Genomic DNA, 25,563 nt, shown 5'->3' with positions numbered 1-25,563 from the left:
GCCGCGGGCTCGACTACCGTGGATCCGACGGCAACACGAAGGAGTCACCCCATGGGCGCAGCAAGGGACATCGGCAAGAACATTCTGGCGCAGGCACCGAATCTGGCGCCCGGCGCTTCCGCGGTGGTGCTGCGCAAGGCACTCGAGCTCGCCATCGACGGCGTGGGCCGCGTCCCCGGCGCCAAGTCGACCGCCGCCAATGCCCTGCAGAAGTCCGGCTCGGCCGAGATGGCCATCGATGCCGTCATCAAGCAGCATGTGGCGATGGCCGGCGCCCAGGGCTTCCTCACCAATCTGGGCGGACTGGCGACGCTGGCCGTGAGTATCCCCGCCAATGTCTCGGGCGTGGCCATCGTCCAGTGCCGCATGGTGGCGGCCATCGCCCACCTGCGCGGTTACGACATCGAGGATCCGCGGGTGCGCAGCGCGATCCTGATGTGCCTGCTGGGCGAGGCCAATGCCAAGGGAGCCGTCGAACGACAGGAGCTCCCCAGCTCGGCACTGGCCATCGCCACGGCCCCCGTGCACGACCCGGCGCTCGACAACACCATCAGCGAGAAGGTGCTGTCCAACCTGATGGGGCAGGTGGGCGGCAAGCGGGTCTCGCTGCTGGCCGGCAAGAAGATCCCGGTGGTGGGTGGCGGCGTCGGCGCGGCCACCGACGGCTGGGCCACCTGGGGCACCGGAGCCTTCGCCAAGAAGCAGTTCATCAATCGTCGACGCTGACCGCCCGGGCGCGGTCAGCCGCCGTGGTGCACGCGAGTGACCCTCCCGCTCACCAAGCAGGTCACCTCGTAGGTGATGGTGCCCATCCGTTCGGCCAGCTCGTCGGCGGTGATGCACTCCTGACCCTGACGGCCGAGCAGCACCACCTCGTCCCCGACGCGCACGCCCGCGCCCTCGGGCCCCAGATCCAACATCGTCTGGTCCATGCACACCCGGCCGGCGATGGGGACGCTGCGTCCTCCCACCAGCATCCGGCCGGTGTTGGAATTGCGGCGGCTGTAGCCGTCGGCATAACCCACCGGCACCGTGCCGATCCAGGTGTCACGCTCGGCCGTCCAGGTGCGGCCGTAGCCGACGGTCTGTCCGGCGCTCACCTGCTTGACGAAGGAGATGCGACTCACACACGACATCGCCGGCTCCAGGGGCACGGTGCGCGGCGTGCTGGCATCGGGGTAGTAGCCGTAGGCCATGATGCCGGGGCGCACCATGGTCATTCCTTCCAGGCTGTGACCCAGGATCGCCCCCGAAGGCGCCCCGTGCACCAGCGCAACCGGCCCCCGCGCGTCGGCAACCCGGGCCGCGGCATCCAGGAAGCACCGGAACTGCTGGATGGTGAAATCGCGCCCGTCGGCCATATCGCTGACCGGCGGATGGGTGAACAGGCCCTCGAGCTCCAGATTCGGTGAGGAATCCACCAGCCGAGCCAGCCGCACCGCCTGATCGGGGGGCGCCCCGATGCGCCCCATCCCCGTGTCCAGCTTGAGGTGCACCGCCACCGTGGCGCCCGCCTGCGCCGCCGCGCGCTGGGCCGCGGCGATGGTGTCGTCATCAACCACGGTCAGGGTGACGCCGCCCTGCACCGCGGCCGCGACCTCCTCCGGGAAACAGGGCGAGAGCTTCATGACCGGCAGCCCGATCCCGGCCTTGCGCAGATCCAGCGCCTCGGGCACCGTGGCCACGGCCAGCCGATCCGCGACGTCGGTCCGCTGCACCATCTGGGCCACGGCCACGGCACCGTGCCCGTAGGCGTCGGCCTTCACCGCAAGGGCCACCTGCCGATTGCCCGCCAGTTGACGAACCGCTTCCAGGTTGCGACGGATGGCGGACAGGTCGACGGGGGCATGGGTGGCATAAAACACGGCCCCATCATTCCACTGGCCACACCATCACGACCACAATCCCAACGACACCGCCGTATCACACCCGCAGGGGTGTTGTGCCACGCCGGTCATTGCGCTGGGGAATTAGACCCACCAAAATGCGTGATAATCCATTCGTGAGCACTACACCCCTTCGTATTGCGCTGGTGAATGATTACGAGATCATCGTGGCCGGCATCCGCGAGATGCTCGCGCCCTATGCCGAGCGCGTCACCGTGGTGGACCTCGACGATGACCCCCGCACCATCGGCCCGATCGACATCGCCCTGTGCGACACCTATGGGCAGGACGAGGAACGCCTGCGCACACTGCGCGAGCCCCTGGAGCGGATGGCGGTGGACAAGGTGGCGTTGTTCACCTGGAACCACACCCCCGAGGTGGCCGAGGCCGCCCTGGCCGACGGGATCGACGGGCTGCTCTCCAAGACACTCGACGCCGAACAATTGGTGGACCACCTTGAGCGCCTTGCCGTCGGGGAGAAGGTGATCTGCGACACCTTCAACCTGCCGGTGGATCTGGACGCCGGAGCGCGCAGGGGCCACGACTGGCCCGGGCGCAAGTACAACCTCACCATGCGAGAGGCCGAGATGATCAGCCTCATCGCGCAGGGCCTGAGCAACCTGGAGATTGCGGGCCATACTCGGCTGAGCCCCAATTCGGTGAAGTCCTACATCCGCTCCGCCTACCGCAAGATCGGGGTGACGCGTCGCTCCCAGGCGGTGGCCTGGGGCATCGATCACGGCATGGTCTCGGCCGGTCGGCGCGCTGCCAGCTGAGCCCTGCCATGCCCCGCCGAGCGGGCCACCCCAGCCGAATATCCACGGAAGCCTCCGGGTAGAGTCGCCACAGTCAGGTCACACACAGTCCGCAAGGGCGAACAGGGAGGTTGCACCGTGGCGTCACGTCGCGTGGTGGTCGTCGGAGCCGGCATCACAGGTCTGGTCGCCGCCCGGGAACTCGGCCGCGACGGCTCACTCGAGGTGATCTGCCTGGAGGCCTCCGACCGCATCGGCGGTCAGGTGCACACCGTGCCCGCAGAAGGCGCGCTGGTTGACGTGGGTGCCGAGGCGATCCATCTGGGAGCACCGCACATCGCCGCGCTGGCGGACGAGCTGGGCCTCACGCAGAGCGTCCTCGGCGCCACCCCCGGAAGCTCCGTCCTGGCCACCCGCAAGGGCCTGCGCCCCCTCCCCGCCGGTGTGGGACCCACCGGCCCCACCAAGATCTGGCCGGTGCTCAAGTCGGGCATCCTCAGCCCTGCCGGGCTGGTGCGTGCCGGTCTCGAGCCGCTGATGGCCCGCAAGCGCTTCACCGAAGATCTGGGAGTGGGTGACTTCACCGCACGCCGCTTCGGACGCGAGGTGACCGACACCTTCGTCGACCCCCTGCTGGGCAACCTGCACGGCGGTGACGTGCACCAGCTCTCGCTGCAGGCCACCGCCGCGCAACTGGTCCCCACCGCAGCCAATGGCCGCTCGATGCTGCTCAAGACCCTCAAGCGACCCGCCACCACGCCTGCCGCCCCGAAGCCGGGCAAGGCACCGCTGCCCATGTTCGCCTCGTGGCCCACGGGTCTGGGCACCTTCACCGAGGCGCTGGCGGCCCAGAGCAAGGCGACGATCCGCACCAAGGCCCCCGTCGAGGCGCTGGAACGCATCGGGCAGCAGTGGCGCGTCGTGCTCGCCGACGGCGAGGCCATCGACGCCGACCACGTCCTGCTCACCACCCCGGGCCCGGTCAGCTCGGGCCTGCTGCGCGAGCACTGCCCCGCGGCCGCTGCGCTCTACGACCAGGTGCCCCTGGTCTCGGTGGCCACGGTGCTGCTCGGCTGGCGTCGCGAGGACGTCGCCGACAATCCAACCCTGCGCGATGCCAACGGCATCCTGTTGCCCAGCAACCGGGCCCGCACCTTCAAGGCCGCCACCAACCTGACCCGCAAGTGGCCCCACCTCGAGACCCCGCTGCACCTGCTGCGCGCCTCCGTCGGCCGTGACGGGAACACCCTGGCCGACGACCTCACCGACGAGCAGCTGGCCGCCCGGGTGGCCGCCGAGATCGGTGAACTCACCGGGCTGCTGGCAGCCCCCGTCTTCAGCGCCGTCCATCGTTGGCCCCATTCCATGCCGCAGCTGCGCCCCGGACACAAGGCGCGCGTCGCGGCTGCCCGCCAGGCCCTGCAGGAACTGGGCGGCATCAGCATCGCCGGGTCGGCCGTCGACGGGCTCGGCATCAGCTCCACCGTCAAGTCCGGCCAGCAGGCCGCCCGCGAGATCCTCACCACCGCAAAGGACACCCAAGCATCGTGACCGCCACCCACCACGCCCCGCTCGACCAGGACCCCCATGGCGAGGACCGCACCCCCACCCGTCGCGAGCACCACGCGCCGGTGGTGCGCACCATCCGCCACGACATCAATGAGAAGCCCTTCATCGTCATCTGGGAGACCACCCGCGCCTGCCAGCTGGTGTGCAAGCACTGTCGCGCCGACGCGCAGCACCGCGCACACCCAGACCAGCTGACCACCGAGCAGGGCAAGGCGCTGCTGGACGACCTGGCCGCCTACGAAGCACCGCGACCCATCATCGTGTTCACCGGCGGCGATGCCTTCGAACGCGAGGACCTGGCCGAGCTGTGTCGCTACGGCACCGAGAAGGGCCTGTCGATCTCGCTCTCGCCGTCGATCACCCCGCTGGTGACCCCCGAGCGCCTGCACGAGATGCGCGAGGCCGGTGGCAAGGCCATCAGCCTCAGCCTGGACGGCGCCACCGCGGAGACCCATGACTCCTTCCGCGGCTTCCCCGGCACCTTCGAGGCGTCGCTGCAGGCCGCACAGTGGATGCTCGCCGAGGGATTCCGGCTGCAGGTGAACTCGGTCTTCACCCGCAAGACCATCCGGGAGGCGCCGCTGATGCTGAAGACCGTCCTCGAGATGGGCGCCTTCATGTGGTACACGTTCATGCTCGTGCCCACCGGCCGCGGCGCCAACCTGGATGCGCTGAGCCCGGAAGAGCGCGAGGACGTCCTCAACTGGCTGCACGACATCAGCGACCGCATCGCCATCAAGACCACCGAGGCGCCGCAGTACCGTCGCATCGCCGTCCAGCGCGAGCAGCTGCGCGAGCACGGCACCCCGATCCCCGACCACGTCGCGCACAGCGGTGAGCTCTACCACTACCTCACCGAGGAGACCACTCGCCTGCTGGGTGACCACCCGGACAAGCCGCGCCGCCCCCGCGCTCCGATGGCGGTGAACTCCGGCTCCGGCTTCGCCTTCATCGACCACCTGGGCGACGTCTACCCCAACGGTTTCCTGCCGGAGCACTGCGGCAGCGTGAAGGAGCAGCCCTTCCACGAGATCTACGCCACCTCGCCGGTCTTCCAGGCGCTGCGCAAGCCCGACGAGTTCAAGGGCAAGTGCGGCGTGTGCGAGTTCAACAAGCTGTGCGGCGGTTCGCGCTCGACGGCCTATGCGATGACCGGCGACTACCTGGCCAGCGACCCCACCTGCGCCTACGTGCCTCCCGCCTGGAGCGAACAGATCGAGAGCACCCCACGCCACATGGGCTGAGCACCCCTGCTCCGGCAGGCGCTCGGGTTCGTGGCAGGCGCTCGGGTTGCAACACGCGCGGACCGCAGGAAGCCACGCGGCTGTCTGGCCATGCCATTGATCGGCTCGACAGGGCTGCCTAGGCTCTCGCCATGCAGACGATCATCCTGGACCTGGGTGGCGTGCTCGTCGAGGAGACGACGCAGGTGCGCGACGCCGCCAAGACGCTGGGCGTGGCGCCCCACGAGATCACTCGTCGGTACTGGTCCGAGCGTGATGCGTGGGACCGCGGCGCCGACGACCTCACCTACTGGGCAGCCGTCGCGCAGGGGGCGGGAGTCACGATCGACGCCGCCGTGGCCGACCAGCTGGCCCGCCATGACGCCAAGGTGTGGACGACGCTGCGCCCCACCGCCTTGGAACTGCTGGTGGACCTGGCGATGAGCCCGCACGACGTGTGGGTGCTGAGCAATGCGGCGGCCTGCTTCGAACGCGCCATCGCCGAATCCGACTGGGGTGAACTGGTCAACGGCTGGTTCGTCTCGGGAAGCCTGCGCATGATGAAGCCCGAGTCGACCATCTACCAGCATGTGGAGCAAAGTCTCGGCGTGGACCCCGCATCACTGTGCTTCGTCGACGATCGGCCGGAGAACATTGCGGCCGCCGAGCAGCGCGGCTGGCAGACCCACCTGTGGCAGTCCGACCAGGACACGCGCGCGTGGCTGGTGGAGTCCGGCTTTCTGCCGGAGTGACCCCTCGACAAGCTCGGGGAACGACCCTTCCGACGGCCGAGCCTGTCGAGGCTCCTTGCGATGGCCGAGACTCCCCGTTACCTTGCTGGTGACCCCGTAGGGAGGGGTCACGGTCGCCGGGCCCGGCATGACTCAGTGCCCCTGTCATTGATGATCCGGGGGGTGTTGTCACCGGGCCTGGTGGTGCCAGCCGACCGCTGATAGGGACATGGCCCAGCATTGAGGTCTCTTCGTAACGTGGGTGCCGGCAGCTGACGCATCACCAACCACGACGACCGTCGCTTCGATGCAAGGATGGTGGTCGTCATGAATCAGGACAGCGGCTTCGACATCTGGTGCGGGCTCGACGTTGGCAAACAAGACCACCACGCCTGCGCCCTCGACGCTGCCGGGAAGAAGGTCTTCGACAAGCCCCTGCCGCAAGACCAAGCCAAGCTCGAGGAACTCCTCGACAAGCTCCAGAGCCATGGTCGGGTGCTGGTGGTCGTCGACCAGCCGAACACGATCGGCGCGCTACCGATCGCTGTCGCCCGGTCGATGGGCATTACCGTCGCCTACCTGCCCGGACTGGCGATGCGCCGCGCGGCTGACCTCTACCCGGGCAACGCGAAGACCGACGCCCGCGACGCATACGTCATCGCGGACACCGCGAGGACCATGCCTCACACGCTGCGCCGGGTCGATGCCGGCGAGGAAACCCTGGCCGAACTCAAAGTGTTGGTGGGCTTCGATGAGGACCTCGCCGCCGAGGCGACCCGGTTGTCGAACCGCATCCGAGGCCTGCTCACCCAGATCCATCCCGCGCTGGAACGCGTTGTCGGACCCAGATTGGGCACCAAGCAAGGCCTGGCCGTTGTCGAACAACTCGGCGGCCCCCAGGCCATGGCAGCAGCGTCGAAATCGAAGCTGCTCAGGGTGATCACGAAGGCCTATCCGCGCAATGCGCAGGACTTCGCCGACGCCATCACCCAAGCTCTTACGGAGCAGACCGTCACCGTTGCAGGCACGGCAGCGGCCGAGCAGGTCCTGCCCAAGCTGGCCGCGTCGCTGCGCGCCACCTTGGATCAGCGCGCCGAGCTGGCTGTCCAGGTCGAGAAGGTCGTTGATGCTCACCCTCTTGCCGAGGTCCTGACCTCGATGCCAGGCCTCGGGGTCAGGACCGCAGCACGGATCCTGCTCGACGTCGGCGATGCCTCACAGTTCCCGACCGCCGGGCACTTGGCGGCCTACGCCGGCCTGGCCCCAGTGACTCGCCGTTCCGGCACCAGCATCCGCGGGGAGTTCCCCGCCCGCTCCGGGAACAAGCACCTCAAACGAGCCCTGTTCCTGTCCGCCTTCGCCGCGCTCAAGGACCCGACCAGCCGCGCCTACTACGACCGCAAGCGAGCGCAGGGCAAGAAACACAACGCCGCCCTCATCTGCCTGTCCCGCCGACGCTGTGATGTCCTGTTCGCGATGATCAAGAACCGGGAGCCCTACCGGGCCCCCGCCCCGACACCCTCACCCATGCCCCTCGTCGCTTGACGAGGAACATAGGGACACCCCCCCTCGACAAGCTCGGGGAACGAGAAGGGCCCTTCGGGGAATGGCAGGTCAGCGCAGGACGGTGCCGTCGTCCACCGTCGTCGGCTCGGTGGCCGTGACTGCCACGTCGCCGACCACCGTCACGTCGCGGCCAAAGGTGACATCACCCGAGACCGTGAACGAGGTGGCCTCACGCAGGCCCAGCGGGTGCGGGATGCGACGCGAGAAGTCCTGCACCAGCTTGTAGTGGGAATCCAGCTCCACGCGCGGCGTGGTGGCGCGGGCCTGCAGCAGCCCGTCCTCGTCCAGCTCGTAGAGGTCGCTGCGCAGCAGCAACAGCTCGTTGGTGGTCTTCACCGGCAGGAAGCGCTCCCGGCCGACACAGATCGCGGTCGCTCCCTCGAAGACCTCGATGGCCGCGCCCATGGCGCTCTCCATCTGGTAGACCTTCGGCGAGTCCGGCCTGGTGGGGTCCACATTCTTCTCGTTGCGGATCAGCGGCAGGCCCAGCACCCCGTCGCGCTGCGCCATCTCCCGGTGCAGCACCCGAAGGTCCACCCACAGGTTGTTGGTGTGGAAGTAGGGGTGGTGATCGGTGTCGGTGAAGAAGTGCATCTGTTCGGGCAGGGTCTGCGCGGTGTCCCGCAGGATCAACTGCCCGTCGCTGCGACGGGCCGCCAGGTGTCCACCCTTGCGGTCATTGACGGTGCGGCGACACAGTTCGGCGGCGTAGGGCGCGCCCGAGGCGGCAAACCAGCCGGCCATCGTCGCGTCGGGGCTGGCGCCGAGGTTGTCACCATTGGTGACCATCATGCGTTCGAACCCGGCCTGCAGCAGCTGCTCCAGGATGCCGCTGCCGTAGAGGGCCGTGTAGACGTCGCCGTGGCCCGGCGGGCACCACTCCAGCGACGGGTCCTCGGGCCACTCCACCGGCGTCAGGTCGTCGACGCGCAGCTTCGGTTCCTGGTTCTGCACGAAGGCCAAGGGCAGACCGTCGACGGCCAGCTCGGGGTACTCGGCCAGCGCCTCGAGGGTGTCGTCGTGGGTGCGGAAGGAGTTCATGAACAGCAGCGGCAGCCGCACACCGTGCTTGGCGCGGGCCGCCAGCACCTGCTGGACGATGATGTCCAGGAAGGTCTTGCCGTCGCGCACCTCCAGCAGGTTCTTGGCCTTGTCCAGGCCCATCGAGGTGCCCAGCCCGCCGTTGAGCTTGACCACGACGGTGCGGTCGAGGGCCTCGCGGGCCTGCCCGGGATCCACCTCCAGGTCGGCCAGCTTCACCGGCTCGGCCATCGGTTCGATGGTCTCCTCCGCAATGAAGCCGGCGGCACCCTGCTCCAGCCGCGCGTACTGGTCCTGGAAGGTGCGGATCGCGGCCGGCATGACGCCCGCCGCCTCCATCTTGGCCACTGCCTGCTGCAGTCCTGTCGTGCTCATCGTCGTCTCCTGTCGGTGGGGCGGGTCAGGCCATCCGCTGGCCCGGTGCGGCCGCGGTCGCAAGGTGGAGCTGCGGTTCGGGGGTGCCGTGCTGCTGGGCGGCGGCCGCCATCGCCTGGCCGATCTGGTCGGCCTGGTCGGCGCGCACCAGCGCGATCACGCTGCCGCCGAAGCCTCCGCCGGTGATCCGAGAGCCCAGCGCCCCGGCGGCCAGGGCTGCGTCCACCAACACGTCGGTCTCCTTCACGCTGACCTCGTAGTCGTCGCGCAGCGAGGCGTGCGAGGCGCTCAGCAGTTCACCGGCCTCCTCGAAACGTTCCTCGCGCAGCGCTGCGACGAAGTCCTGCACCCGCCAGGTCTCGGTGAGCACGTGGCGCACGCGACGCCGCAGCACGTCTTCTGGCAGCGTGGCGAGCACCTCGTCCAGCTGGGACGGATCCGTGGCATCGGCGGTCTCGCGAAGGCTCTTCACACCCAGCAGTTCGGCGGCCTGTTCACAGTGGGCGCGACGGGCCCCGTACTGGCCGTCGCCCAGCGCGTGACTGGCGCGGCTGTCGGCCACCAGCAGGCACAGGCCGTGGGCGGACATGTCGAAGGGAATGTGCTCGACGGCGTTCGCGGCGCAGTCCAGCAGCAGTGCGTGGCCGTCCTGGGTGCGCAGCGATGCGGCCTGGTCGAGCCCCCCGGTGGGGGCGCCGGCCACCTCGTTCTCGGCGCGCACGCACAGCGCGGCCAGCTGAGCCCGATCCTCGGGGTTCTCCCCCAGCGGCCGGTCCGCGAGCTCGGCCGCGGCCAACCCCACGGCGCACTCGATGGCTGCCGACGACGACAGGCCCGCCCCCACCGGCACGCACGAGGCGATGGCCAGGTCGAGCCCTGGGACCTCGACGCCGTCCTGGCGCAGTGCCCACACCGGACCGCCTGCGTAGGCGGCCCAGCCGTCGAGGCCACCAGGGGCAAGGTCGTCAAGGCTTCCCTTCCACGGCTGGTCGGCCTGGAAGTCGGTGACCATCCGCACCTGCCGGTCGTCGCGACGCCGCGCCGCCACATAGGTGCGGTGCGGCAGGGCGATCGGCAGGCAGTAGCCGCCGTTGTAGTCGATGTGCTCACCGATGACGTTCACGCGGCCCGGCGAGGCCCACACACCGTCGGGCGCGTGGCCGTAGGTGGCGGTGAACAGTTCGGTGGCGCGGGCGATCCCCTCGTCGGCGCTCCAGGCGGTGTCAAGATCCAACATCTGGTCTCCGGTCTGTGTGGCCGAGGCACAACTGGATGTGTTCCGGCTCTGGTGCAGTCTGCACGCGTGTGGTCACGATTGAACCACCTACCCCTTGGCCGGGCTGGCTTGGGGCCTTGCGGGCATCGGTGGCCGTGTGCCTAGACTAGAGCATATTAGTTTTGTTTCGACATTAAGTTGTCGCCATCTGCACCAGCATCCAATGGAGGACGCCATGTCTGCACCCACCCAACGTCTGCGCGTAGCGCTCCAGGCCAACCAGACCAGCCTGGTGCTCGAGTCCAGCGACGGGCAGCTGCCTGCCGTCGTGCACTGGGGTGCACCGATCGGCCCCCTGTCCGCCGACGACATCGACCAGCTCATCACCGCCCAGCAACACGGCCGCATCCACAACGGCCTGCCCGACCAGGGCCATCGCCTCAGCGTCCTGCCCGAGCAGTGGACCGGGTGGCACGGCCACCCGGGGCTCAGCGGATCACGCCAGGGCCGCGACTGGGCACCCCGCTTCCAGCTGACCAGCGTCGAGGTGGACGGCACCCCGGTGAGCGATCTGCACACCGGCACCCCGGGCACCTCCACCTGGCGCGCCGCTGCCCCCGAGTGCGGCCTGGAACTCGAAATGGTCATCGAGCTGACCGACCAAGGCCTGGTGCGCACCCGCGCAACGCTGACCAACATCGGCGAGGACGGCTACCAGCTGGAGCAACTGCTCCTGGCCCTGCCGGTGCCCACCCGGGCCACCGAGGTGCTCGACTTCGCCGGACGCTGGGGCAAGGAACGCGTCCCCCAGCGCACCACCCTGCCGGTGGGCACCCACTGGCGTGAGGGGCGTCACGGCCGCACCGGCGCCGACTCCGCACACGTGCTCCACTTGGGAGAAGCGGGATTCGACTTTGCCACCGGAGAGGTGTGGAGCATCCACACGGCGTGGAGCGGCAACCACGTCCACTACGCCGAGAAGACCCTCACCGGTGACCAGGTGATCGGCGGCGGCGAGCTGCTGCTGCCCGGTGAGATGGTCCTCGACCATGGCGAGGCCTACACCAGCCCGTGGATCGTGCTCGCCCACGGCACCGGCCTGGACCAGATCGCCCACGCCCACCACGACTTCCTGCGCGCCACCCACCCGGTTGATGCCCAGCGACCCGTCACCCTCAATGTCTGGGAGGCCGTCTACTTCGACCACGATGCCGACCGACTGCGCAACCTGGCCCACCTGGCCCACGACGTCGGCATCGAGCGCTTCGTGCTCGACGACGGCTGGTTCGGCTCCCGCCGCGACGACCATTCCGGCCTGGGCGACTGGGTGGTGAGCACCGACGTGTGGCCCGACGGCCTGCACCCGCTGGTCGACGAGGTCACCGGGCTGGGCATGCAGTTCGGCCTGTGGTTCGAGCCCGAGATGGTCAATCCCGATTCCGACCTGGCGCGCGAGCACCCCGAGTGGGTCTTCCAGGTGCCCGGACGGATGCCGCTGACCGCCCGCCACCAATGGGTGCTCAACATCGGCATCCCGGAGGCCTATGCCCACGTCCGCGACCAGATGATGGCGATCCTCGACGAGTACCGGATCAGCTACATCAAGTGGGACCACAACCGAGACCTGCTCGATCCGGGCACCCATCCCGGTGGCCGCCCCGGTGTGCACGCGCAGACCGAGGCCTTCTACCGCCTCGTGGACGAGCTGAAGGCCGCACATCCCGGCCTCGAGATCGAGTCGTGCAGCTCGGGCGGTGCCCGCATCGACCTGGAGGTCATGCAGCACTGCGACCGCGTCTGGGTGAGCGACAACATCGACCCCACCGACCGCCAGCAGATGATGCGCTGGACCACCCAGTTGCTGCCCCCCGAGATGCTCGGCTCCCACATCGCCTCGGGCGCCTCGCACACGACGGGTCGCCACCATGACATCTCCTACCGCGCCGCGACGGCGGTCTTCGGCCACCTGGGCGTGGAGTGGGATCTGGCGAAGGCCAGCGACGAGGAGATCACCCAGCTCAAGGCGTGGATCGCCTGGTACAAGCAGAACCGGGCACTGCTCAACGGTGGCCGTCTGGTGCGCGTGGACCTGCCGCAGCAGCCGAGCGCCTTCCTGCACGGGGTCACCACCCCGGAGCGTGCCGTCTTCGCCTTCACGCTGCTGGAGATGCCGGGCACCTGGAACATCGGCAACATCCAGCTGCCCGGCCTCGAGCCCGACGCGCGCTACCGCGTCGAGCATCTCGGCCTGACCGTGGGCGACCGGGAGGAGCCCACGCCCCTGGAGCTCACGGGGCGGCAGCTGGCCACCGTGGGCCTGCGCGCGCCGGCAATCCTCCCGGAGCGCACGCGCATCATCACCGCCGAACGTCTCTGAGCCCGCTGCGGGGGTGGACCCAAAACCGCCCCCGCACGAACTCAGGGAAGCTTCTTGACCTGCAGTTATTTTCGCGGCAAAATCAATCACGCCGTCACAGCCGACGGCCCCGTGTTGACGAAGGAGTCGACGGATGGAAACGGCACAGCCCGTCCCCCAGACCACGAAGAAAGGGTCCCCGCACCGGGACGACACGCCCCTGGCACTGGCCTTCATCACGCCAGCGCTGATCGGTTTCGCGGTCTTCCTGCTGTGGCCCACCCTGCGAGGCATCTACCTCAGCTTCACCAAGTTCAATCTGCTCACCCCGCCCGAGTTCGTCGGACTCGACAACTACGAGCGCATGATCCAGGATCCGATCTTCTGGAATGCCGCCAGCGTCACGTTGCAGTACGTGGTCATCAACATCGGAGTACAGACCATCGTCGCCCTGCTCATCGCAGTGCTGATGGATCGGCTCACCAAGTCCACCTTCGTGCGTGGCATCGTGCTCACGCCCTACCTGGTCTCCAATGTCGTCGCCGCCATGGTCTTCCTGTGGATCCTCGACGGCCAGCTGGGCATCTTCAACGAATTCCTGAGCTGGGTGGGGGCCGATCGCATCCCCTTCCTCACCGACGAGAAGTGGGTGATCCCCACCATCGCCCTGATCAACGTGTGGCGCCACATGGGCTACACGGCCCTGCTGATCTTCGCCGGACTGCAGACCATCCCGCCGAGCAACTACGAGGCCGCCCGCGTGGACGGGGCCACCGAACCCCAGATGTTCTGGCGCATCACCCTGCCGCTGCTGCGCCCGATCCTGGCCCTGGTGCTGATCATGACCGTGATCGGTTCCTTCCAGGTCTTCGACACCGTCGCGGTCACCACCAATGGCGGCCCGGTGAACTCGTCGCGAGTCCTGCAGCTCTACATCTACGACATGGCCTTCGGCCGCTTCCAGTTCGGCTATGCCTCGGCGCTGTCAGTCGCGCTGTTGGTGATCCTGCTGGTCATCACCGTCATCCAGTACCGGCTCACCCGCGCCGGCGAGACCGACCTGAACTGAGAGGAGTCGCGTCATGTCCACAGTCACTGCACCCGTCGACGACACGATGCCCGCCGACCTCGAGCACCTGGCCGAGGCCAAGCCTCGTCGCCTCAGCGCCGGGCGCGCCCTGGCCTGGCTGGCGATGGGCGTCATCATCCTGGTCTCGCTCTTCCCCTTCTACTGGATCCTGCGCACCGCCCTGAGCACCAACCCGTCGCTGATCGCCAACCCGACGCAGCTCACCCCGCCGGACGCGAGCCTCGACGGCTTCCGTCGCGTCTTCGGCACCCAGACCGGGGAGGCCGCGATCGCGGCCGGTGGCTCCGGGCAGGACATCAGGTTCTGGAGCTACCTCAAGAACTCGGTGATCGTCGCGACGCTCGTCACCGTCTGCCAGGTGATGTTCTCCGCCATGGCCGCCTACGCCTTCAGCCGTCTGCAGTGGAAGGGCCGCAACTTCTTCTACGGCCTCTTCCTGGCGGGGCTCATGGTGCCGACCATCTTCACCTTCCTGCCCAACTTCGTGCTCATCAAGCAGCTGGGGCTGATCGACACCCTGCTGGGCATCGCCCTGCCCGGGCTGTTCATGACGCCCTTCGCGGTCTTCTTCCTGCGTCAGTTCTTCATGAACATCCCCACCGAGCTGGAGGAGGCGGCCCTGCTGGATGGTTCCAGCAAGATCCGCAACTTCTTCACGCTCATCCTGCCCATGAGCGCGGCCCCGATCGCGACGCTGTCCATCCTGACCTACATCGCCGCCTGGAATGACTACTTCTGGCCGTTGATGGTCAGCTACACCGATCGCTCACGCGTGCTCACCGTCGGTCTGGGCATCTTCCGTTCCCAGACTCCCCAGACCGGCCCCGACTGGGCCGGGTTGATGGCCGCCACCCTGGTGGCCGCCCTCCCGATGCTGCTGCTGTTCACGGTCTTCGCCAAGCGCATCGTCAACTCCATCGGCTTCAGCGGAATCAAGTGAGGTTGCCACGATGACCAAGCCACTCTCCACCCGAATCACCACGGCCGTGCTCGCGGCCGCCACTGCAATGGGCCTTTCCCTGTCGGCGTGCAGCAAACCGCAGGACGACCAGGGCAGCAGTGCGTCGAATGTGATCGACTACTGGCTCTGGGACTCCGCCCAGCAACCCGGTTACCAGCAGTGCGCCGACGCCTTCCAGAAGGAGAATCCCGAGCTGAAGGTGAAGATCACCCAACTGGGCTGGGACGACTACTGGAGCAAGCTGACTGCCGGCTTCATCGCCGACCAGGCACCCGATGTGTTCACCAACCACCTGGGCAAGTACGCACAGTTCGTCGATCTGGGGGTGCTGCTGCCACTCGACGAGCTCGAGCCCACCAAGGGCATCGAGTCGAAGGACTACCAGGCCGGTCTGGGCGATCTGTGGATCGGCCAGGACGGCAAGCGCTACGGCGCCCCCAAGGACTGGGACACCATCGCGTACTTCTACGACCGCAACCTGACCCGCAAGGCGGGAATCACCGACGAGCAGCTCGCCAGCATGACCTGGAATCCCGAGGACGGGGGCAGTTTCGAGAAGGTGATCGCCCACCTCACCGTCGACGAGAAGGGACGGCGTGGCGACGAACCCGGTTTCGACAAGAACCGGGTGAAGATCTTCGGCCTGGCCAGCGACGGCTCGGGCGGCGGCAACTTCGGCCAGACCCAGTGGGCCCCCTATGCCGGCACCCATGACTGGGAGCCCACCGACAAGAACCCGTGGGGCACCCACTTCCGCTTCGACGACCCGACCTACCAGAAGACCGTCGCGTGGTATTACGGCCTGGCCGAGAAGGGCTACATGCCCAAGTACTCGACCTTCGGGAAGAACTCCGGTAGCCAGGCCCAGTTCGCCGCCGGGCGCGCAGCCCTGGCGATGAATGGGTCGTGGATGATCTCCAGCTTCAAGAGCCTGGAGAACGTGGACCTGGCCCTGGCACCGACCCCCGTCGGCCCCAATGGCAAACGATCCACCCCGCTCAATGGGCTGGCCGACTCGGTCACCCGCTTCAGCGACAACCCGGAAGGTGCCGCCAAGTGGGTTGCCTACATGGCCGGCGAGGAGTGCCAGAACATGATCGGTGAGGCGGGGGTGGTCTTCCCCGCTCGCGCGAGCGGCACGAAGAAGTCGATCGAGGTGCGTCGCAAGGCAGGGCTGGACGTGACACCGTTCACCCAGCACATCGCCGACGGCACCACGCAGCTGCAGCCCGTGGTGCAGAATGCCGCCGACCTCACCGCACTGACCGTGCCGGAATTCGATGCGCAGTACATCGGGTCCCGCAAGGCCTCCGACCTGACCGACCTGAACGACCAGCTGAACAAGTTGTTCGAGATCACGGCGAAGTAGGGTCTGCCGGGTGAACGACTTCGCAGGGCTCGACTCCACCACGCAGCGCGTGGCCCTGGCGGTGCTGCGCCACGGCCCCGTGTCGAGGGCAGAGCTGCGTCAGTTGCTGGGACTCTCCGCCCCCAGCCTGACGCGGCTCACCAAGCCCTTGGTCTCGCGTGGACTGCTGGTGGAGTGCGAGCCGGTCGCCCAGCAGGTCAGTGGCCGCCCGTCGGTGCCGCTGGAGGTGAATGCGGCCAGCACGCACGTCATCGGCGCCAAGTTCGTGGCGGATGCCCTCTATGCCGTGGTCACCGACCTGAAGGGATCGGTGGTGGACAGCGCGGTCGTGCAACGCCCCTTCCCCACCCCGCAGGAGGCCGCGGATGCCCTCGCCGAACTGGCCCAGGGCTGGCAGCAGGACTGGCACCCGGCGGGTCTGGGCGTCAGCCTGGGCGCGAATGTCGGCAGCGACGGCACCATCAACCGCGTCTCCTTCCTGGGCTGGCCGTCGACCCCCTTCGGCGAGATCCTCGAGCAGACCACCGGGCTGGACACCGTCGTCGCCAACGACGTGCACGCCTTCACCCTTGCCGAGCACTGGTTCGGCTTCGGGCGCGGCGTCACCGACTTCGCAGTTGCCACTCTGGGAGCCGGCGTCGGCGTGGGCCTGGTCTGCGGGGACGAGCTGGTGACCGGGCTCGGCGGTGCCGCAGGGCGTGTGGGCGACGTCACCCTGGACGACGGGCGACGGCTGCGCGACGTGGCCGTCACCGAGACCATCGAACAGCGCGCCTCGCACGCGCTGGGTCGTGACCTCAGCGTCTGCGACCTGCCTGAGTTGGTCCATGAGCCACGCATCCAGGTGATCCTGGACGACGTCGCGCGGGCCATCGGCCAGTTGGTGGGGCAGGTCTGCCTCTTCACGGCCCCCGAACGGGTCCTCATCTCCGGAGAAGGGGCGGTACTTCTGGAGAACCACGAGCGGGCCCTGCACGAAGGCATCGCACGCTACGCACGCCTGCCCCACGATCGCCTCGGAATCGAGTCCTTGGGCTTTGACGAATGGGCCCGCGGATCAGCCGCCATGGCGATCAGGGCCTACATGACACCGCGGGAATGACCTCTGTCATCGGCCCGCCAGAACCACACAGGAGACGTGCCATGAATCTCGACCCCACACATTTGGCGGACCCCAAGTACTTCGCGGACAAGCGTCTGCCCGCCCATTCGGACCACCGTTGGTTCGCCAGTCATGCTGAGCTGGCCACGGGAACCAGCAGCTTCGTGCACAGCCTGAACGGCACATGGAAGTTCCACCATGCCGTCAACCATTCCCTACTGCCGGTTGGCTTCGAAGAGCCGCAACTGGATGACCAGGGCTGGAATGACATCACCGTGCCCGGGCACATCCAACTGCAGGGCTACGGTCAACCGCAGTACGTGAACCACCAGCACCCGTGGGATGGGCACGAACAGATCGCGCCCGGGCAGATCCCCACCCGTCACAACCCGGTGGCCACCTACCGGCGTCGCTTCACATTGGAGAAGCCGCTGGCCGAGGGTGAGCGGTTGTCGGTGGTCTTCCACGGGGCCGAATCGGCCGTCGCGCTGTGGTGCAATGGCCAGTGGATCGGTTATGCGGCCGACTCCTTCACCCCCTCGGAATTCGACCTGACCGGTGTCGTGGCCGACGGTGAGAACCTGCTCGTGGCCCAGGTCTTCACGTGGACCAGCGGTTCGTGGCTGGAAGACCAGGACTTCTACCGATTCAGCGGGCTCTTCCGTGACGTCGAGCTGCGACGCCGCCCGCGCGCCCACGTGGAGGACCTACGGGTGGGTGTCGAACTGTCCCCAGACCTGATGCATGCCACGGTCCGACTGACGACCTCGCTGAGCGGTGAGGGGAGGATCAACGCCCAGCTGGATGGCCGCCCGCTCCGGGAGGTCGACGGAGACCTGACCGTGGAGCTGGACGACCCACGCCTGTGGAGCCCCGAGGACCCGTACCTGTACCCGCTGGTGATCGAGGTACTGGACGGAGCCGGTGAGCTGACCGAGGTGATCCGCCAGGAGGTGGGCATCCGACGCTTCGCCCTCGAGGACGGCGTCTTCAAGCTGAACGGCAAGCGCGTGGTCTTCAATGGCGTCAACCGGCACGAGTTCGGCCCCAATGGCCGCGTGGTGAGCCGCGAGGAGACCGAAGCCGACCTGGTGCTGCTCAAGCAGAACAATGTCAATGCCGTACGCACGAGCCACTACCCCAACAACTCGTGGTTCTACGAGCTGTGCGACCGCTACGGCTTGATGGTGATCGACGAGATGAACCTGGAGACCCACGGCCTGTGGGACGAGATCATCCACGGCGACCGCACCGTGGAAGGGGCCGTGCCCGGCGACGACCCGACGTGGCTTCCGGTACTGATCGACCGCGCCGACAACATGCTGCAGCGCGACAAGAACCACCCCAGCATCGTGATGTGGTCCTGTGGCAACGAGTCCTTCGGCGGCTCCAACCTGCTGGCGGTCGCCAACCGCTTCCGCGCCCTCGACAGCCGACCCGTGCACTACGAAGGCGTCCACTGGGACCCGCGCTTGCCCCAGACCACCGACGTCACCAGCCAGATGTACACCCCCGCCGCCACCGTCGAGGAGCACCTCAAGGCACACCGCGACAAGCCCTTCATCCTGTGCGAGTACGCGCATGCGATGGGCAACTCCTTCGGTGCTGTGGAGAAGTACGTCGAGTTGGCCCACCGCGACGAGCTCTTCCAGGGCGGCTTCATCTGGGACTTCGCAGACCAGGCGATCGCCCAGACCGCCGACGACGGCACCCGGTGGTGGGCCTATGGCGGTGACTGCGGGGAACGCCCGCACGACGGGGACTTCTGCGGCAACGGCCTGCTCTTCGCCGACCACACCCCCACCCCGAAACTGGCCGAGGCCAAGTACCTCTACCGACCGCTGGCACTGGCCGTGGACCAGACCGGCTTCGAGGTGCACAACCGGCATCTGACCACGCCTTCGTCGGCCTACGACTGCGTGGTGACCCTGGGCCGCGATGGCATGGAGATCCACCAGGAAACGGTGTCCACCGACGTCGCGGCCGGTGAACGGGGTCGCGTCGAGCTGCCCTTCGCCCTGCCCACCGAGCCGGGCGAGTACAGCGTCGACGTCAGCTTCCGACTCCGCGAGAAGACCAGCTGGGCGCAGGCCGGGCACGAGGTGGCCAGTGAGCAGGGCGTCTTCACGGTGGGTGAGGTGCCCGCGCCGACGCCAGCTCCGGCACCGGAACTCGTCCGCGGCATTCACAACTACGGCGTCAACGGACCGGGCTTCGAACTGCTCTTCTCCCGAATCCACGGCGGGCTGGTTTCCTACCGTCGCGACGGCCGTGAGCTGCTGCAGCAGGTGCCCAAGCCCAACTTCTGGCATGCCCCCACCTCCAACGAGCGCGGCTGGAACATGGGCGCCCTCGACGGGCAGTGGTTGCTGGCAAGCCTGTACGCACACCTTGCCGAAGGCGATCGGGACCCGCAGGTGGAGCAGCTGGAGAACGCGGTGCGCGTCAGCTACCGCTACACGCTGCCCACCGCCCCCGTCAGCCACTGCACGGTGGCCTACGAGGTGGACGGCGCGGGGCGGGTCGAGGTGACCTGCACCGCGAAACCCGGCGAGGGGTTGGCGGACATGCCGGAGTTCGGGATGCAGCTGGTGCTGCCACCCCAGTTCGGACGGCTGGCCTGGTACGGGGAGGGCCCGCACGAGTGCTACGTCGACCGACGGGGATCCGCCCGACTGGGCCGCTGGGAGGCCCAGGTCGCCGACCAATTGACGCCCTACCTGAAGCCACAGGAGTCCGGAAACCACACCGGTGTGCGCTGGGCCGAGGTCACCGATGACGCAGGCCACGGCCTGCGCGTCGAATGCGCTGGTGGGATGGACTTCAGCGCCTTGCCGTGGACTCCGCAGGAGATCGAGGCCGCTGCCCATCCGCACGAGCTGCCACCCGTCACCAAGACGGTGTTGCGGCCCGCGCTGATGCGGCGCGGCGTGGGCGGCGACGACTCGTGGGGCTCGCGGACGCACCCGGAGTTCTGCCTTCCGTCGGGGCAGGAGCTCGTCTTCCGCTTCGCCTTCACCGGGATCTGACCGGGGGATCCGCAGGCCGCTCGGGTTCCTGCGATCCGCGTGGGTTGCAACACGAGCGGATCACGAGAACCCGAGCGGCTCTGGTGGACGGGCCCGTCCTGAGCCCGAGTGCCCCTGGCACGCATGCGACGGCGGCCGCCCCCAGCAAATCTGGGAGCGGCCGCCGTCGCGTGTGCGGGAAGGTCAGTGGGCCTTCTGCACCGTGATGACCCAGCCGAAGTCGGGGGCCTTCTTGAACTCGGTCACCGGGTAGCCGGACTCGGCGGCCCATTCGGGGATGGACTCGGTGGCCTGGGTGCAGTCGAAGTTGATCACCAGCTCGTCGCCGACGGGCAGCTCGGCGATGGCCTTCTTGGCCTCGATCAGCGGGAAGGGGCAGACCTCTCCGACGGTTTCCAGAACATGCTTGGCCATGTCATTTCTCCTTGTGTTGGTTGCTCAGGTTGTGTTGGTTGCTCAGGGTTCTTGTTGAACGGATCACGCTTGTTGCGCGGATCAGGGACGGGTGGCTCAGGCCGGCACCGGCACCGAGCTCGGGCGGCTCGTGGTGGACGGGGTGCGCTTGGCGGGCAGGAAGAGCTTGGCCCCGATGCCGACGCCCAGCAGGGTGAAGCCGAAGGCCAGCCAGCCCTGGAAGGTGAACTGCGAGCTCTCCACCATCGAGTTGCCGATGGTGCAGCCGCCGGCCCACGCAGCGCCGACGCCCATGCCCAGTCCGCCGAAGACGGAACGCAGCACGATGGTGGCGTCAGGCACGCGCACCTTGAACTCACCCGAGGCCTTGGCGGCGATGAAGGAGCCCACCAGGATGCCCAGCACCAGCAGCACGCCCCAGTCGATGCGCTCGGCATTGCCGGTCACCAGGAAGCTGGTGAGATTGGCCGACGGGGTGGTGATGCCCAGGCCGGATTCGCGGCCGGAGGCGAAGCTCAGCGGGTAGGCGGCAATGGCGATCAGGCCGATGATGGCGCCGGTGACGAAGGGGTGCCAGCGCTTCTCGAACAGGACGTGGGCCAGGCCGGTCTTCTCGGGCGGCAGGGTGGCCATCGGGGTGGTGGAACGCTGCAGTTCGCGTCGCACCAGGTAGGCGGTGCCCGCCACCAGCAGGCCCACCAGCACCCAGCTGGAGATGCCCAGGGCGTCGTGGATCGTGGTGACGGGGACGGTGACGCTGCGCACCGCCTCGTTGACGGGCTTGAGGGCGCCGTACTTCATGATGGCGGCACCGGCGGCGTAACCGACCAGCGCGATCCAGGAACCGACCAGTCCCTCACCGGCGCGGTACCAGGTGCCGGTGGCGCAACCACCCGCGGCGACGATGGAGACGCCGAAGATCAGGGATCCGACGATGACGGCCAGCCACGGCAGGTTGTCGAAGCTGAGGGTGATGATGCCGGCGCTCTGCAGCGCGGCGACGCCGACTGCCTGCACGGCGATGGTGACGAGGAAGGCGACCATCCAGCGCGTCTTGTGGGCGATCCACACGTCGCGGAAGGCGCCGGTGACGCAGAAGCGGCCACGCTGCAGCACGAAGCCGAAGATGACGCCAAGGAGTAGTCCGGTGATGATCATGATGATCCTTCTGAAGGGGGTGACGAACGCCCCGCACGGTGCTGGGGACGTGGCTCGACGCCTCGATGATCGGGGCGTGGGAGGTAGGTGGTGCCCGGATGAGGGCGGGGCCGTGCCGATGGGCTCAGTGCCGATTAACTCAGTGCCGATTAACTCAGGGCCGATTGGCTCAGGGCCGGAGGAGTCAGGGCCGGAGGAGTCAGGGCAGGCCGCGGCGCATCAACCCTCGCGACGCGTCGACGAGGGTGACGAGGACCAGCGGGTCAGTGACAGGCGCAGCGCTCGGGGCAGCGGCACAGCGGATGGCACATGTCCATCGGCATGCCAACAGCGGCGTGCCGGGTGGTCATGGTGTCACGCTGGGTGCCCACGGCGGTTCCTTCCGTCCTCGGTGCGCTTTGGATCACAGGCGCACACGCGCAGCTGCATTGTGCGCCTCAGACCGTACAACGCACCCTGGATGGCGCAAAATTCCCCTTCCCCGGCAGGAAGTCTTGTGGACAAGGAAGTTCCACGCCACACCCGAGCGCGCCGCTGCTGCCTTGACGCACTCATGCCGGTGACTGGGGCAGGATGTTCCGGGAAGGGGGCATCATGAATCCGCAACGAGAACCACGCCTGGCCGAGGTCGCCGAGCGCGCCGGCGTCTCGGTGACCACCGTCTCGCGTGTCCTCAACAACCGTGGCTACCTGAGCCAGAAGACCCGCGACAACGTCGCCCGCGCCATCGAGGAACTGAACTACCGCCCCAACCAGCTGGCACGCTCACTGCTGGGGCACCGCAGCCACACCGTCGGGCTGGTGCTGCCCAGCACCGCACTGCCCTTCTTCGGCGAGGTGGCGGTGAAGGTCGACGAGGCACTGGCCGAGCACGGCTACCAGGTGCTGTTGTGCAACAGCTTCGGGCGCGCAGATCGGGAACGCGAACTGCTCGACCTGCTGGTCTCCAACCGCGTGGACGGGATCATCTCCGGCGCCCACAACGACCCGGTGGAGGCCTACTCGAACCTGCGGCAACCGGTGGTCACCATCGACCGCGAACTGGCCGCCCACATCCCCAACGTGCGAAGCGGCAATGAGCAGGGCGGACGGATGGCGGCCGAGCTGCTGCTGGAGCGCGGCTCGACCCGCCCGGCCTTGGTGACCTCACGCTCCCATTCCCGAAACCTGCGGGAACGGGGTTTTCGCGAGGTGCTGGGCCGCCGCGGCATCGAACCGCTGCTCGTGACCGTCGACTTCCACCTGCCGGAACCCGAACGCACCCAGACCATGGAGGCTCAGCTCAACCAGCTCGGGGAAGGCTTCGATGCGGTCTTCGCCACCGACGACCTGCTGGCCGGCAGCGTGCTGGACTGGGCCCGACGGACCGGGCGCAGCGTGCCCGATGAGCTCAAGGTGATCGGCTTCGACGGCACCATGGCGGTGCACCGCGCCCTGCCCGGCCTGACCACGCTGCGGCAGCCGATCGAGCAGATCTGCCGCACCGCCGTCGACGAGCTACTGCGCCAGATCGAACAGCGGGAACAGGGGAACCTTCCACCCCAGGAAGCCCGCGAAGCCATCGAGTTCCCGGTGGAACTGGTGGAGGGCAGCACCACCTGAACAGCCATGGACAAGCGTCCCGGTCAGAGTTGTGTGGCAACGGTGCAACACAACTCTGACCGGGACGGGCGACTCAGGCGGTGGGCTGCTTCGGAGGCTTCGCGACGGCGGTGACCAGCTGATCTCCCACGGCCACCTGGCCCGGCTCGACGGTCTCCACCGAGGCCATCTTCTTGGTGTTGCTGATGACCACCGGGGTGGTCAGGTCGTAGCCCGCGGCGGCCACGGCAGCCCAGTCCACCTCGGCCAGCACGTCACCGCGACGCACCTGCTGTCCCTTCACCACGCGGGGCGTGAAGTGCTGGCCCTGCAACTGGACGGTGTCCATGCCGATGTGGATCAGCACCTCGACCCCGCTGGCGGCCCGCAGGGCGTAGGCGTGGGCCGTGGGGAAGGCCACCATCACGGTGCCGTCGACGGGCGAGACGACCGGCCCCTGGCTGGGCACGATGGCCATTCCCTTGCCGAGCATGCCCGAGGCGAAGGTGGCGTCGTCCACCTGGTCCAGGGCGATGGCCTGACCGGCGACGGGAGCGGTGACGGTACGGTCCTCGGCGGCCGAGTCGGGCAGCGCGACGGGCGTCGCGAGGGCCGGGGCGGCGGCCGTGGCTGCGGCGGATCCGACGGGAGCGTCCTCGGTGAGGGCGACCAGTGCCGCCTCCTGCTGCTCGGTGGTGGCATCGGCCTTGGCCAGTGCCAGGGAGGCCTTGCCGCGGGTGCTGGCATAGGCCATGTTGGCCGCCAGCGAGAGGGCGAAGGTGATGGCCATCGCCGTGAGGTAGAGCACGATGTCGCTGGTGCGGATGGACACGAAACCGATCAGGCCGGCCGCACCCAGGGCCACGGCGCGCACCTTGAACAGGGCGATCAGCGCACCGCCGATGCCCGCGCAGCCCAGGCCGATGAAGAAGGGCCAGCGCAGCCGCAGGTTGACGCCGAAGATGGCCGGTTCGGTGATGCCGAACAGCGCCGAGGCGGCCGAGGCGCCGGAGATGCCCTTGAGCTTGGCGTCGCGGGCCTTGAGGAAGACGGCCAGGCAGGCTGCGCCCTGGGCGACATTGGCCATGGAGGCGATCGGGAAGATGAAGGAGCCGACGCCGTCGGCGATCAGCGGCAGCTCGACGGCCGGGAAGGACTGGTGCAGGCCGGTGACCACGATCGGCGAGTAGAGCAGGCCGAAGACCATGCCACCGAAGACGCCGGCGTGGGTGTAGAGCCACTGCAGGCCATCGGTGATGCCGTCGGCGCCGATGCGGGTGATGGGGCCGACGATGACGAAGGCCAGGAATCCGGTGAGCAGCATGGTGATCAGCGGGCTGAGCAGGAAGTCGGCGGTGCCCTTGAAGATCTTGTGGCAGCGCTTCTCGATCACCGAGAGCAGCCAGGTGACCACCAGCACGGGGATCACCTGCGCCTGGTAGCCCACCTGGGCCACCTGCAAACCGAAGACATTCCAGTACTCCAGCTCGCCCGCCTGCTGCGTCGCGACGGCATTCCACGCATTGGTGAGCTCCGGGCTGACCATGGCGGCGCCCATGGCCGCACCCAGGTAGACATTCGCCCCGAAGCGCTTGGCCGCGGAGTAGCCCACCAACACGGGCAGGAAGGAGAAGGCGGCCGAGGAGATCATGTTGATCATCGCGGCGTAGTCGGCCACCGCCGGGAACATCCCGACCACGGACTTCTCACCGAACAGCCCCTCGGCGGTGAGCACATTGTTGATGGCCATCATCAGGCCGCCGGCGATCAGGGCGGGCAGGATGGGGACGAAGATGTCCGCGATCGTCTTGATGAGCCGCACCAATGGGTTGTCCTGCTGGGCGGCCACCTGCTTGGCGTCATCCTTGGAGACCTCGACGACGCCCCCGTCCTTGACCAGGTGCTCGAAGACGACGTCGACGTCACCGGGGCCGATGATGATCTGGTACATGCCGCCGGCGAGGAAGGTGCCCTTCACGTCGGGGTCATTGTCCAGGGCCGCCTGGTCCACCTGCCCCTGGTCCACCAGCACGAGCCGCAGTCGGGTGGCGCAGTGCGCCGCCGCCTGGATGTTGTCCTTGCCACCGACGGCCGCGAGGACTCTGGATGCTACTTCGGAGTGCTCCATGTCATTCCTTCGA

Annotated in this window: 19 protein-coding genes; 13 read left to right on the top strand and 6 right to left on the bottom strand. The window is 68.0% G+C overall.

Annotated elements, in window-relative coordinates:
* Positions 1–51: 51 nt before the first annotated feature.
* A complete protein-coding gene (locus ACOAMO_RS06025) occupies positions 52–726 on the top strand; it encodes an EcsC family protein (RefSeq protein ID WP_420176682.1) in 675 nt (224 codons plus the stop codon).
* A 14-nt stretch (positions 727–740) separates the two neighbouring features.
* Here the strand turns inward: ACOAMO_RS06025 and alr are convergent, their stop codons facing one another.
* Positions 741–1,865, bottom strand: a complete 1,125-nt coding sequence (gene alr / locus ACOAMO_RS06020) for an alanine racemase (RefSeq protein WP_420176681.1) — start codon at positions 1,863–1,865, stop codon at positions 741–743.
* 137 nt (positions 1,866–2,002) lie between these two features.
* Between alr and ACOAMO_RS06015 the strand changes: the two genes are divergently transcribed.
* From ACOAMO_RS06015 to ACOAMO_RS05995, 5 genes are all read left to right on the top strand, one after another.
* Positions 2,003–2,662: a LuxR C-terminal-related transcriptional regulator gene (locus ACOAMO_RS06015; protein ID WP_420176680.1), complete on the top strand. Its 660-nt coding sequence runs from the start codon at positions 2,003–2,005 to the stop codon at positions 2,660–2,662.
* Between the two features lie 117 nt (positions 2,663–2,779).
* Positions 2,780–4,192, top strand: a complete 1,413-nt coding sequence (hemG, locus tag ACOAMO_RS06010; RefSeq protein ID WP_420176679.1) for a protoporphyrinogen oxidase — start codon at positions 2,780–2,782, stop codon at positions 4,190–4,192.
* The gene (locus tag ACOAMO_RS06005) at positions 4,189–5,454 is read left to right on the top strand and encodes a TIGR04053 family radical SAM/SPASM domain-containing protein (RefSeq protein ID WP_420176678.1); all 1,266 of its coding nucleotides are present in this window, start codon (positions 4,189–4,191) and stop codon (positions 5,452–5,454) included. The genes hemG and ACOAMO_RS06005 overlap by 4 nt, the downstream gene beginning before the upstream one ends.
* A gap of 131 nt (positions 5,455–5,585) precedes the next feature.
* Positions 5,586–6,185, top strand: coding sequence for an HAD-IA family hydrolase (locus tag ACOAMO_RS06000; protein WP_420176677.1), 600 nt, complete (start codon positions 5,586–5,588; stop codon positions 6,183–6,185).
* A gap of 306 nt (positions 6,186–6,491) precedes the next feature.
* Positions 6,492–7,709 (top strand): IS110 family transposase, encoded by a 1,218-nt coding sequence (locus tag ACOAMO_RS05995; RefSeq protein ID WP_420175748.1) that lies wholly within the window; start codon positions 6,492–6,494, stop codon positions 7,707–7,709.
* A 69-nt stretch (positions 7,710–7,778) separates the two neighbouring features.
* Here ACOAMO_RS05995 and ACOAMO_RS05990 read toward each other — a convergent pair whose 3' ends face one another.
* Positions 7,779–9,146: a UTP--glucose-1-phosphate uridylyltransferase gene (locus ACOAMO_RS05990; RefSeq protein ID WP_420176676.1), complete on the bottom strand. Its 1,368-nt coding sequence runs from the start codon at positions 9,144–9,146 to the stop codon at positions 7,779–7,781.
* A 25-nt stretch (positions 9,147–9,171) separates the two neighbouring features.
* Entirely contained in the window at positions 9,172–10,383 is a 1,212-nt protein-coding gene (gene galK / locus ACOAMO_RS05985; protein WP_420176675.1) for a galactokinase, read from the bottom strand.
* A 214-nt stretch (positions 10,384–10,597) separates the two neighbouring features.
* Between galK and ACOAMO_RS05980 the strand changes: the two genes are divergently transcribed.
* From ACOAMO_RS05980 to ACOAMO_RS05955, 6 genes are all read left to right on the top strand, one after another.
* Positions 10,598–12,739 carry an alpha-galactosidase gene (locus tag ACOAMO_RS05980; protein ID WP_420176674.1) on the top strand — a complete coding sequence of 714 codons (2,142 nt, stop codon included), beginning with the start codon at positions 10,598–10,600 and terminating at the stop codon, positions 12,737–12,739.
* Positions 12,740–12,872: 133 nt separating this feature from the next.
* Positions 12,873–13,787, top strand: a complete 915-nt coding sequence (locus tag ACOAMO_RS05975; RefSeq protein WP_420176673.1) for a carbohydrate ABC transporter permease — start codon at positions 12,873–12,875, stop codon at positions 13,785–13,787.
* A gap of 13 nt (positions 13,788–13,800) precedes the next feature.
* Positions 13,801–14,748, top strand: coding sequence for a carbohydrate ABC transporter permease (locus ACOAMO_RS05970; RefSeq protein WP_420176672.1), 948 nt, complete (start codon positions 13,801–13,803; stop codon positions 14,746–14,748).
* Positions 14,749–14,758: 10 nt separating this feature from the next.
* Positions 14,759–16,138 (top strand): ABC transporter substrate-binding protein, encoded by a 1,380-nt coding sequence (locus tag ACOAMO_RS05965; protein ID WP_420176671.1) that lies wholly within the window; start codon positions 14,759–14,761, stop codon positions 16,136–16,138.
* A 10-nt stretch (positions 16,139–16,148) separates the two neighbouring features.
* Positions 16,149–17,240 carry an ROK family transcriptional regulator gene (locus tag ACOAMO_RS05960; protein WP_420176670.1) on the top strand — a complete coding sequence of 364 codons (1,092 nt, stop codon included), beginning with the start codon at positions 16,149–16,151 and terminating at the stop codon, positions 17,238–17,240.
* A gap of 41 nt (positions 17,241–17,281) precedes the next feature.
* Positions 17,282–20,269, top strand: coding sequence for a glycoside hydrolase family 2 TIM barrel-domain containing protein (locus ACOAMO_RS05955; protein ID WP_420176669.1), 2,988 nt, complete (start codon positions 17,282–17,284; stop codon positions 20,267–20,269).
* A 183-nt stretch (positions 20,270–20,452) separates the two neighbouring features.
* On the opposite strand, the gene ACOAMO_RS05950 is transcribed toward ACOAMO_RS05955, so the two are convergent.
* The gene (locus tag ACOAMO_RS05950) at positions 20,453–20,683 is read right to left on the bottom strand and encodes a sulfurtransferase TusA family protein (RefSeq protein ID WP_420176668.1); all 231 of its coding nucleotides are present in this window, start codon (positions 20,681–20,683) and stop codon (positions 20,453–20,455) included.
* Between the two features lie 96 nt (positions 20,684–20,779).
* The gene (locus ACOAMO_RS05945; RefSeq protein ID WP_420176667.1) at positions 20,780–21,841 is read right to left on the bottom strand and encodes a YeeE/YedE family protein; all 1,062 of its coding nucleotides are present in this window, start codon (positions 21,839–21,841) and stop codon (positions 20,780–20,782) included.
* Positions 21,842–22,435: 594 nt separating this feature from the next.
* Here ACOAMO_RS05945 and ACOAMO_RS05940 point away from each other — a divergent pair.
* Positions 22,436–23,443, top strand: a complete 1,008-nt coding sequence (locus tag ACOAMO_RS05940; protein ID WP_420176666.1) for a LacI family DNA-binding transcriptional regulator — start codon at positions 22,436–22,438, stop codon at positions 23,441–23,443.
* A 73-nt stretch (positions 23,444–23,516) separates the two neighbouring features.
* On the opposite strand, the gene ACOAMO_RS05935 is transcribed toward ACOAMO_RS05940, so the two are convergent.
* The gene (locus ACOAMO_RS05935) at positions 23,517–25,550 is read right to left on the bottom strand and encodes a sucrose-specific PTS transporter subunit IIBC (RefSeq protein WP_420176665.1); all 2,034 of its coding nucleotides are present in this window, start codon (positions 25,548–25,550) and stop codon (positions 23,517–23,519) included.
* Positions 25,551–25,563 lie beyond the last annotated feature (13 nt).

The sequence above is a fragment of the Luteococcus struthionis genome (assembly GCF_048595755.1).
GTDB lineage: Bacteria > Actinomycetota > Actinomycetes > Propionibacteriales > Propionibacteriaceae > Luteococcus.
This window is presented reverse-complemented; position numbering and strand designations above follow the sequence as displayed.

Excerpts from the sequence above, each read along its gene's own strand:
- ACOAMO_RS05970 (WP_420176672.1), top strand. The coding sequence starts at position 13,801 with ATGTCCACAGTCACTGCACCCGTCGACGACACGATGCCCGCCGACCTC.
- galK (WP_420176675.1), bottom strand. The coding sequence starts at position 10,383 with ATGTTGGATCTTGACACCGCCTGGAGCGCCGACGAGGGGATCGCCCGC.
- ACOAMO_RS05995 (WP_420175748.1), top strand. The coding sequence starts at position 6,492 with ATGAATCAGGACAGCGGCTTCGACATCTGGTGCGGGCTCGACGTTGGC.
- ACOAMO_RS05965 (WP_420176671.1), top strand. The coding sequence starts at position 14,759 with ATGACCAAGCCACTCTCCACCCGAATCACCACGGCCGTGCTCGCGGCC.
- ACOAMO_RS05980 (WP_420176674.1), top strand. The coding sequence starts at position 10,598 with ATGTCTGCACCCACCCAACGTCTGCGCGTAGCGCTCCAGGCCAACCAG.
- ACOAMO_RS06000 (WP_420176677.1), top strand. The coding sequence starts at position 5,586 with ATGCAGACGATCATCCTGGACCTGGGTGGCGTGCTCGTCGAGGAGACG.
- ACOAMO_RS05940 (WP_420176666.1), top strand. The coding sequence starts at position 22,436 with ATGAATCCGCAACGAGAACCACGCCTGGCCGAGGTCGCCGAGCGCGCC.
- ACOAMO_RS05990 (WP_420176676.1), bottom strand. The coding sequence starts at position 9,146 with ATGAGCACGACAGGACTGCAGCAGGCAGTGGCCAAGATGGAGGCGGCG.
- ACOAMO_RS05945 (WP_420176667.1), bottom strand. The coding sequence starts at position 21,841 with ATGATCATCACCGGACTACTCCTTGGCGTCATCTTCGGCTTCGTGCTG.
- ACOAMO_RS05955 (WP_420176669.1), top strand. The coding sequence starts at position 17,282 with ATGAATCTCGACCCCACACATTTGGCGGACCCCAAGTACTTCGCGGAC.
- ACOAMO_RS05975 (WP_420176673.1), top strand. The coding sequence starts at position 12,873 with ATGGAAACGGCACAGCCCGTCCCCCAGACCACGAAGAAAGGGTCCCCG.
- ACOAMO_RS05950 (WP_420176668.1), bottom strand. The coding sequence starts at position 20,683 with ATGGCCAAGCATGTTCTGGAAACCGTCGGAGAGGTCTGCCCCTTCCCG.
- ACOAMO_RS05935 (WP_420176665.1), bottom strand. The coding sequence starts at position 25,550 with ATGGAGCACTCCGAAGTAGCATCCAGAGTCCTCGCGGCCGTCGGTGGC.
- ACOAMO_RS06025 (WP_420176682.1), top strand. The coding sequence starts at position 52 with ATGGGCGCAGCAAGGGACATCGGCAAGAACATTCTGGCGCAGGCACCG.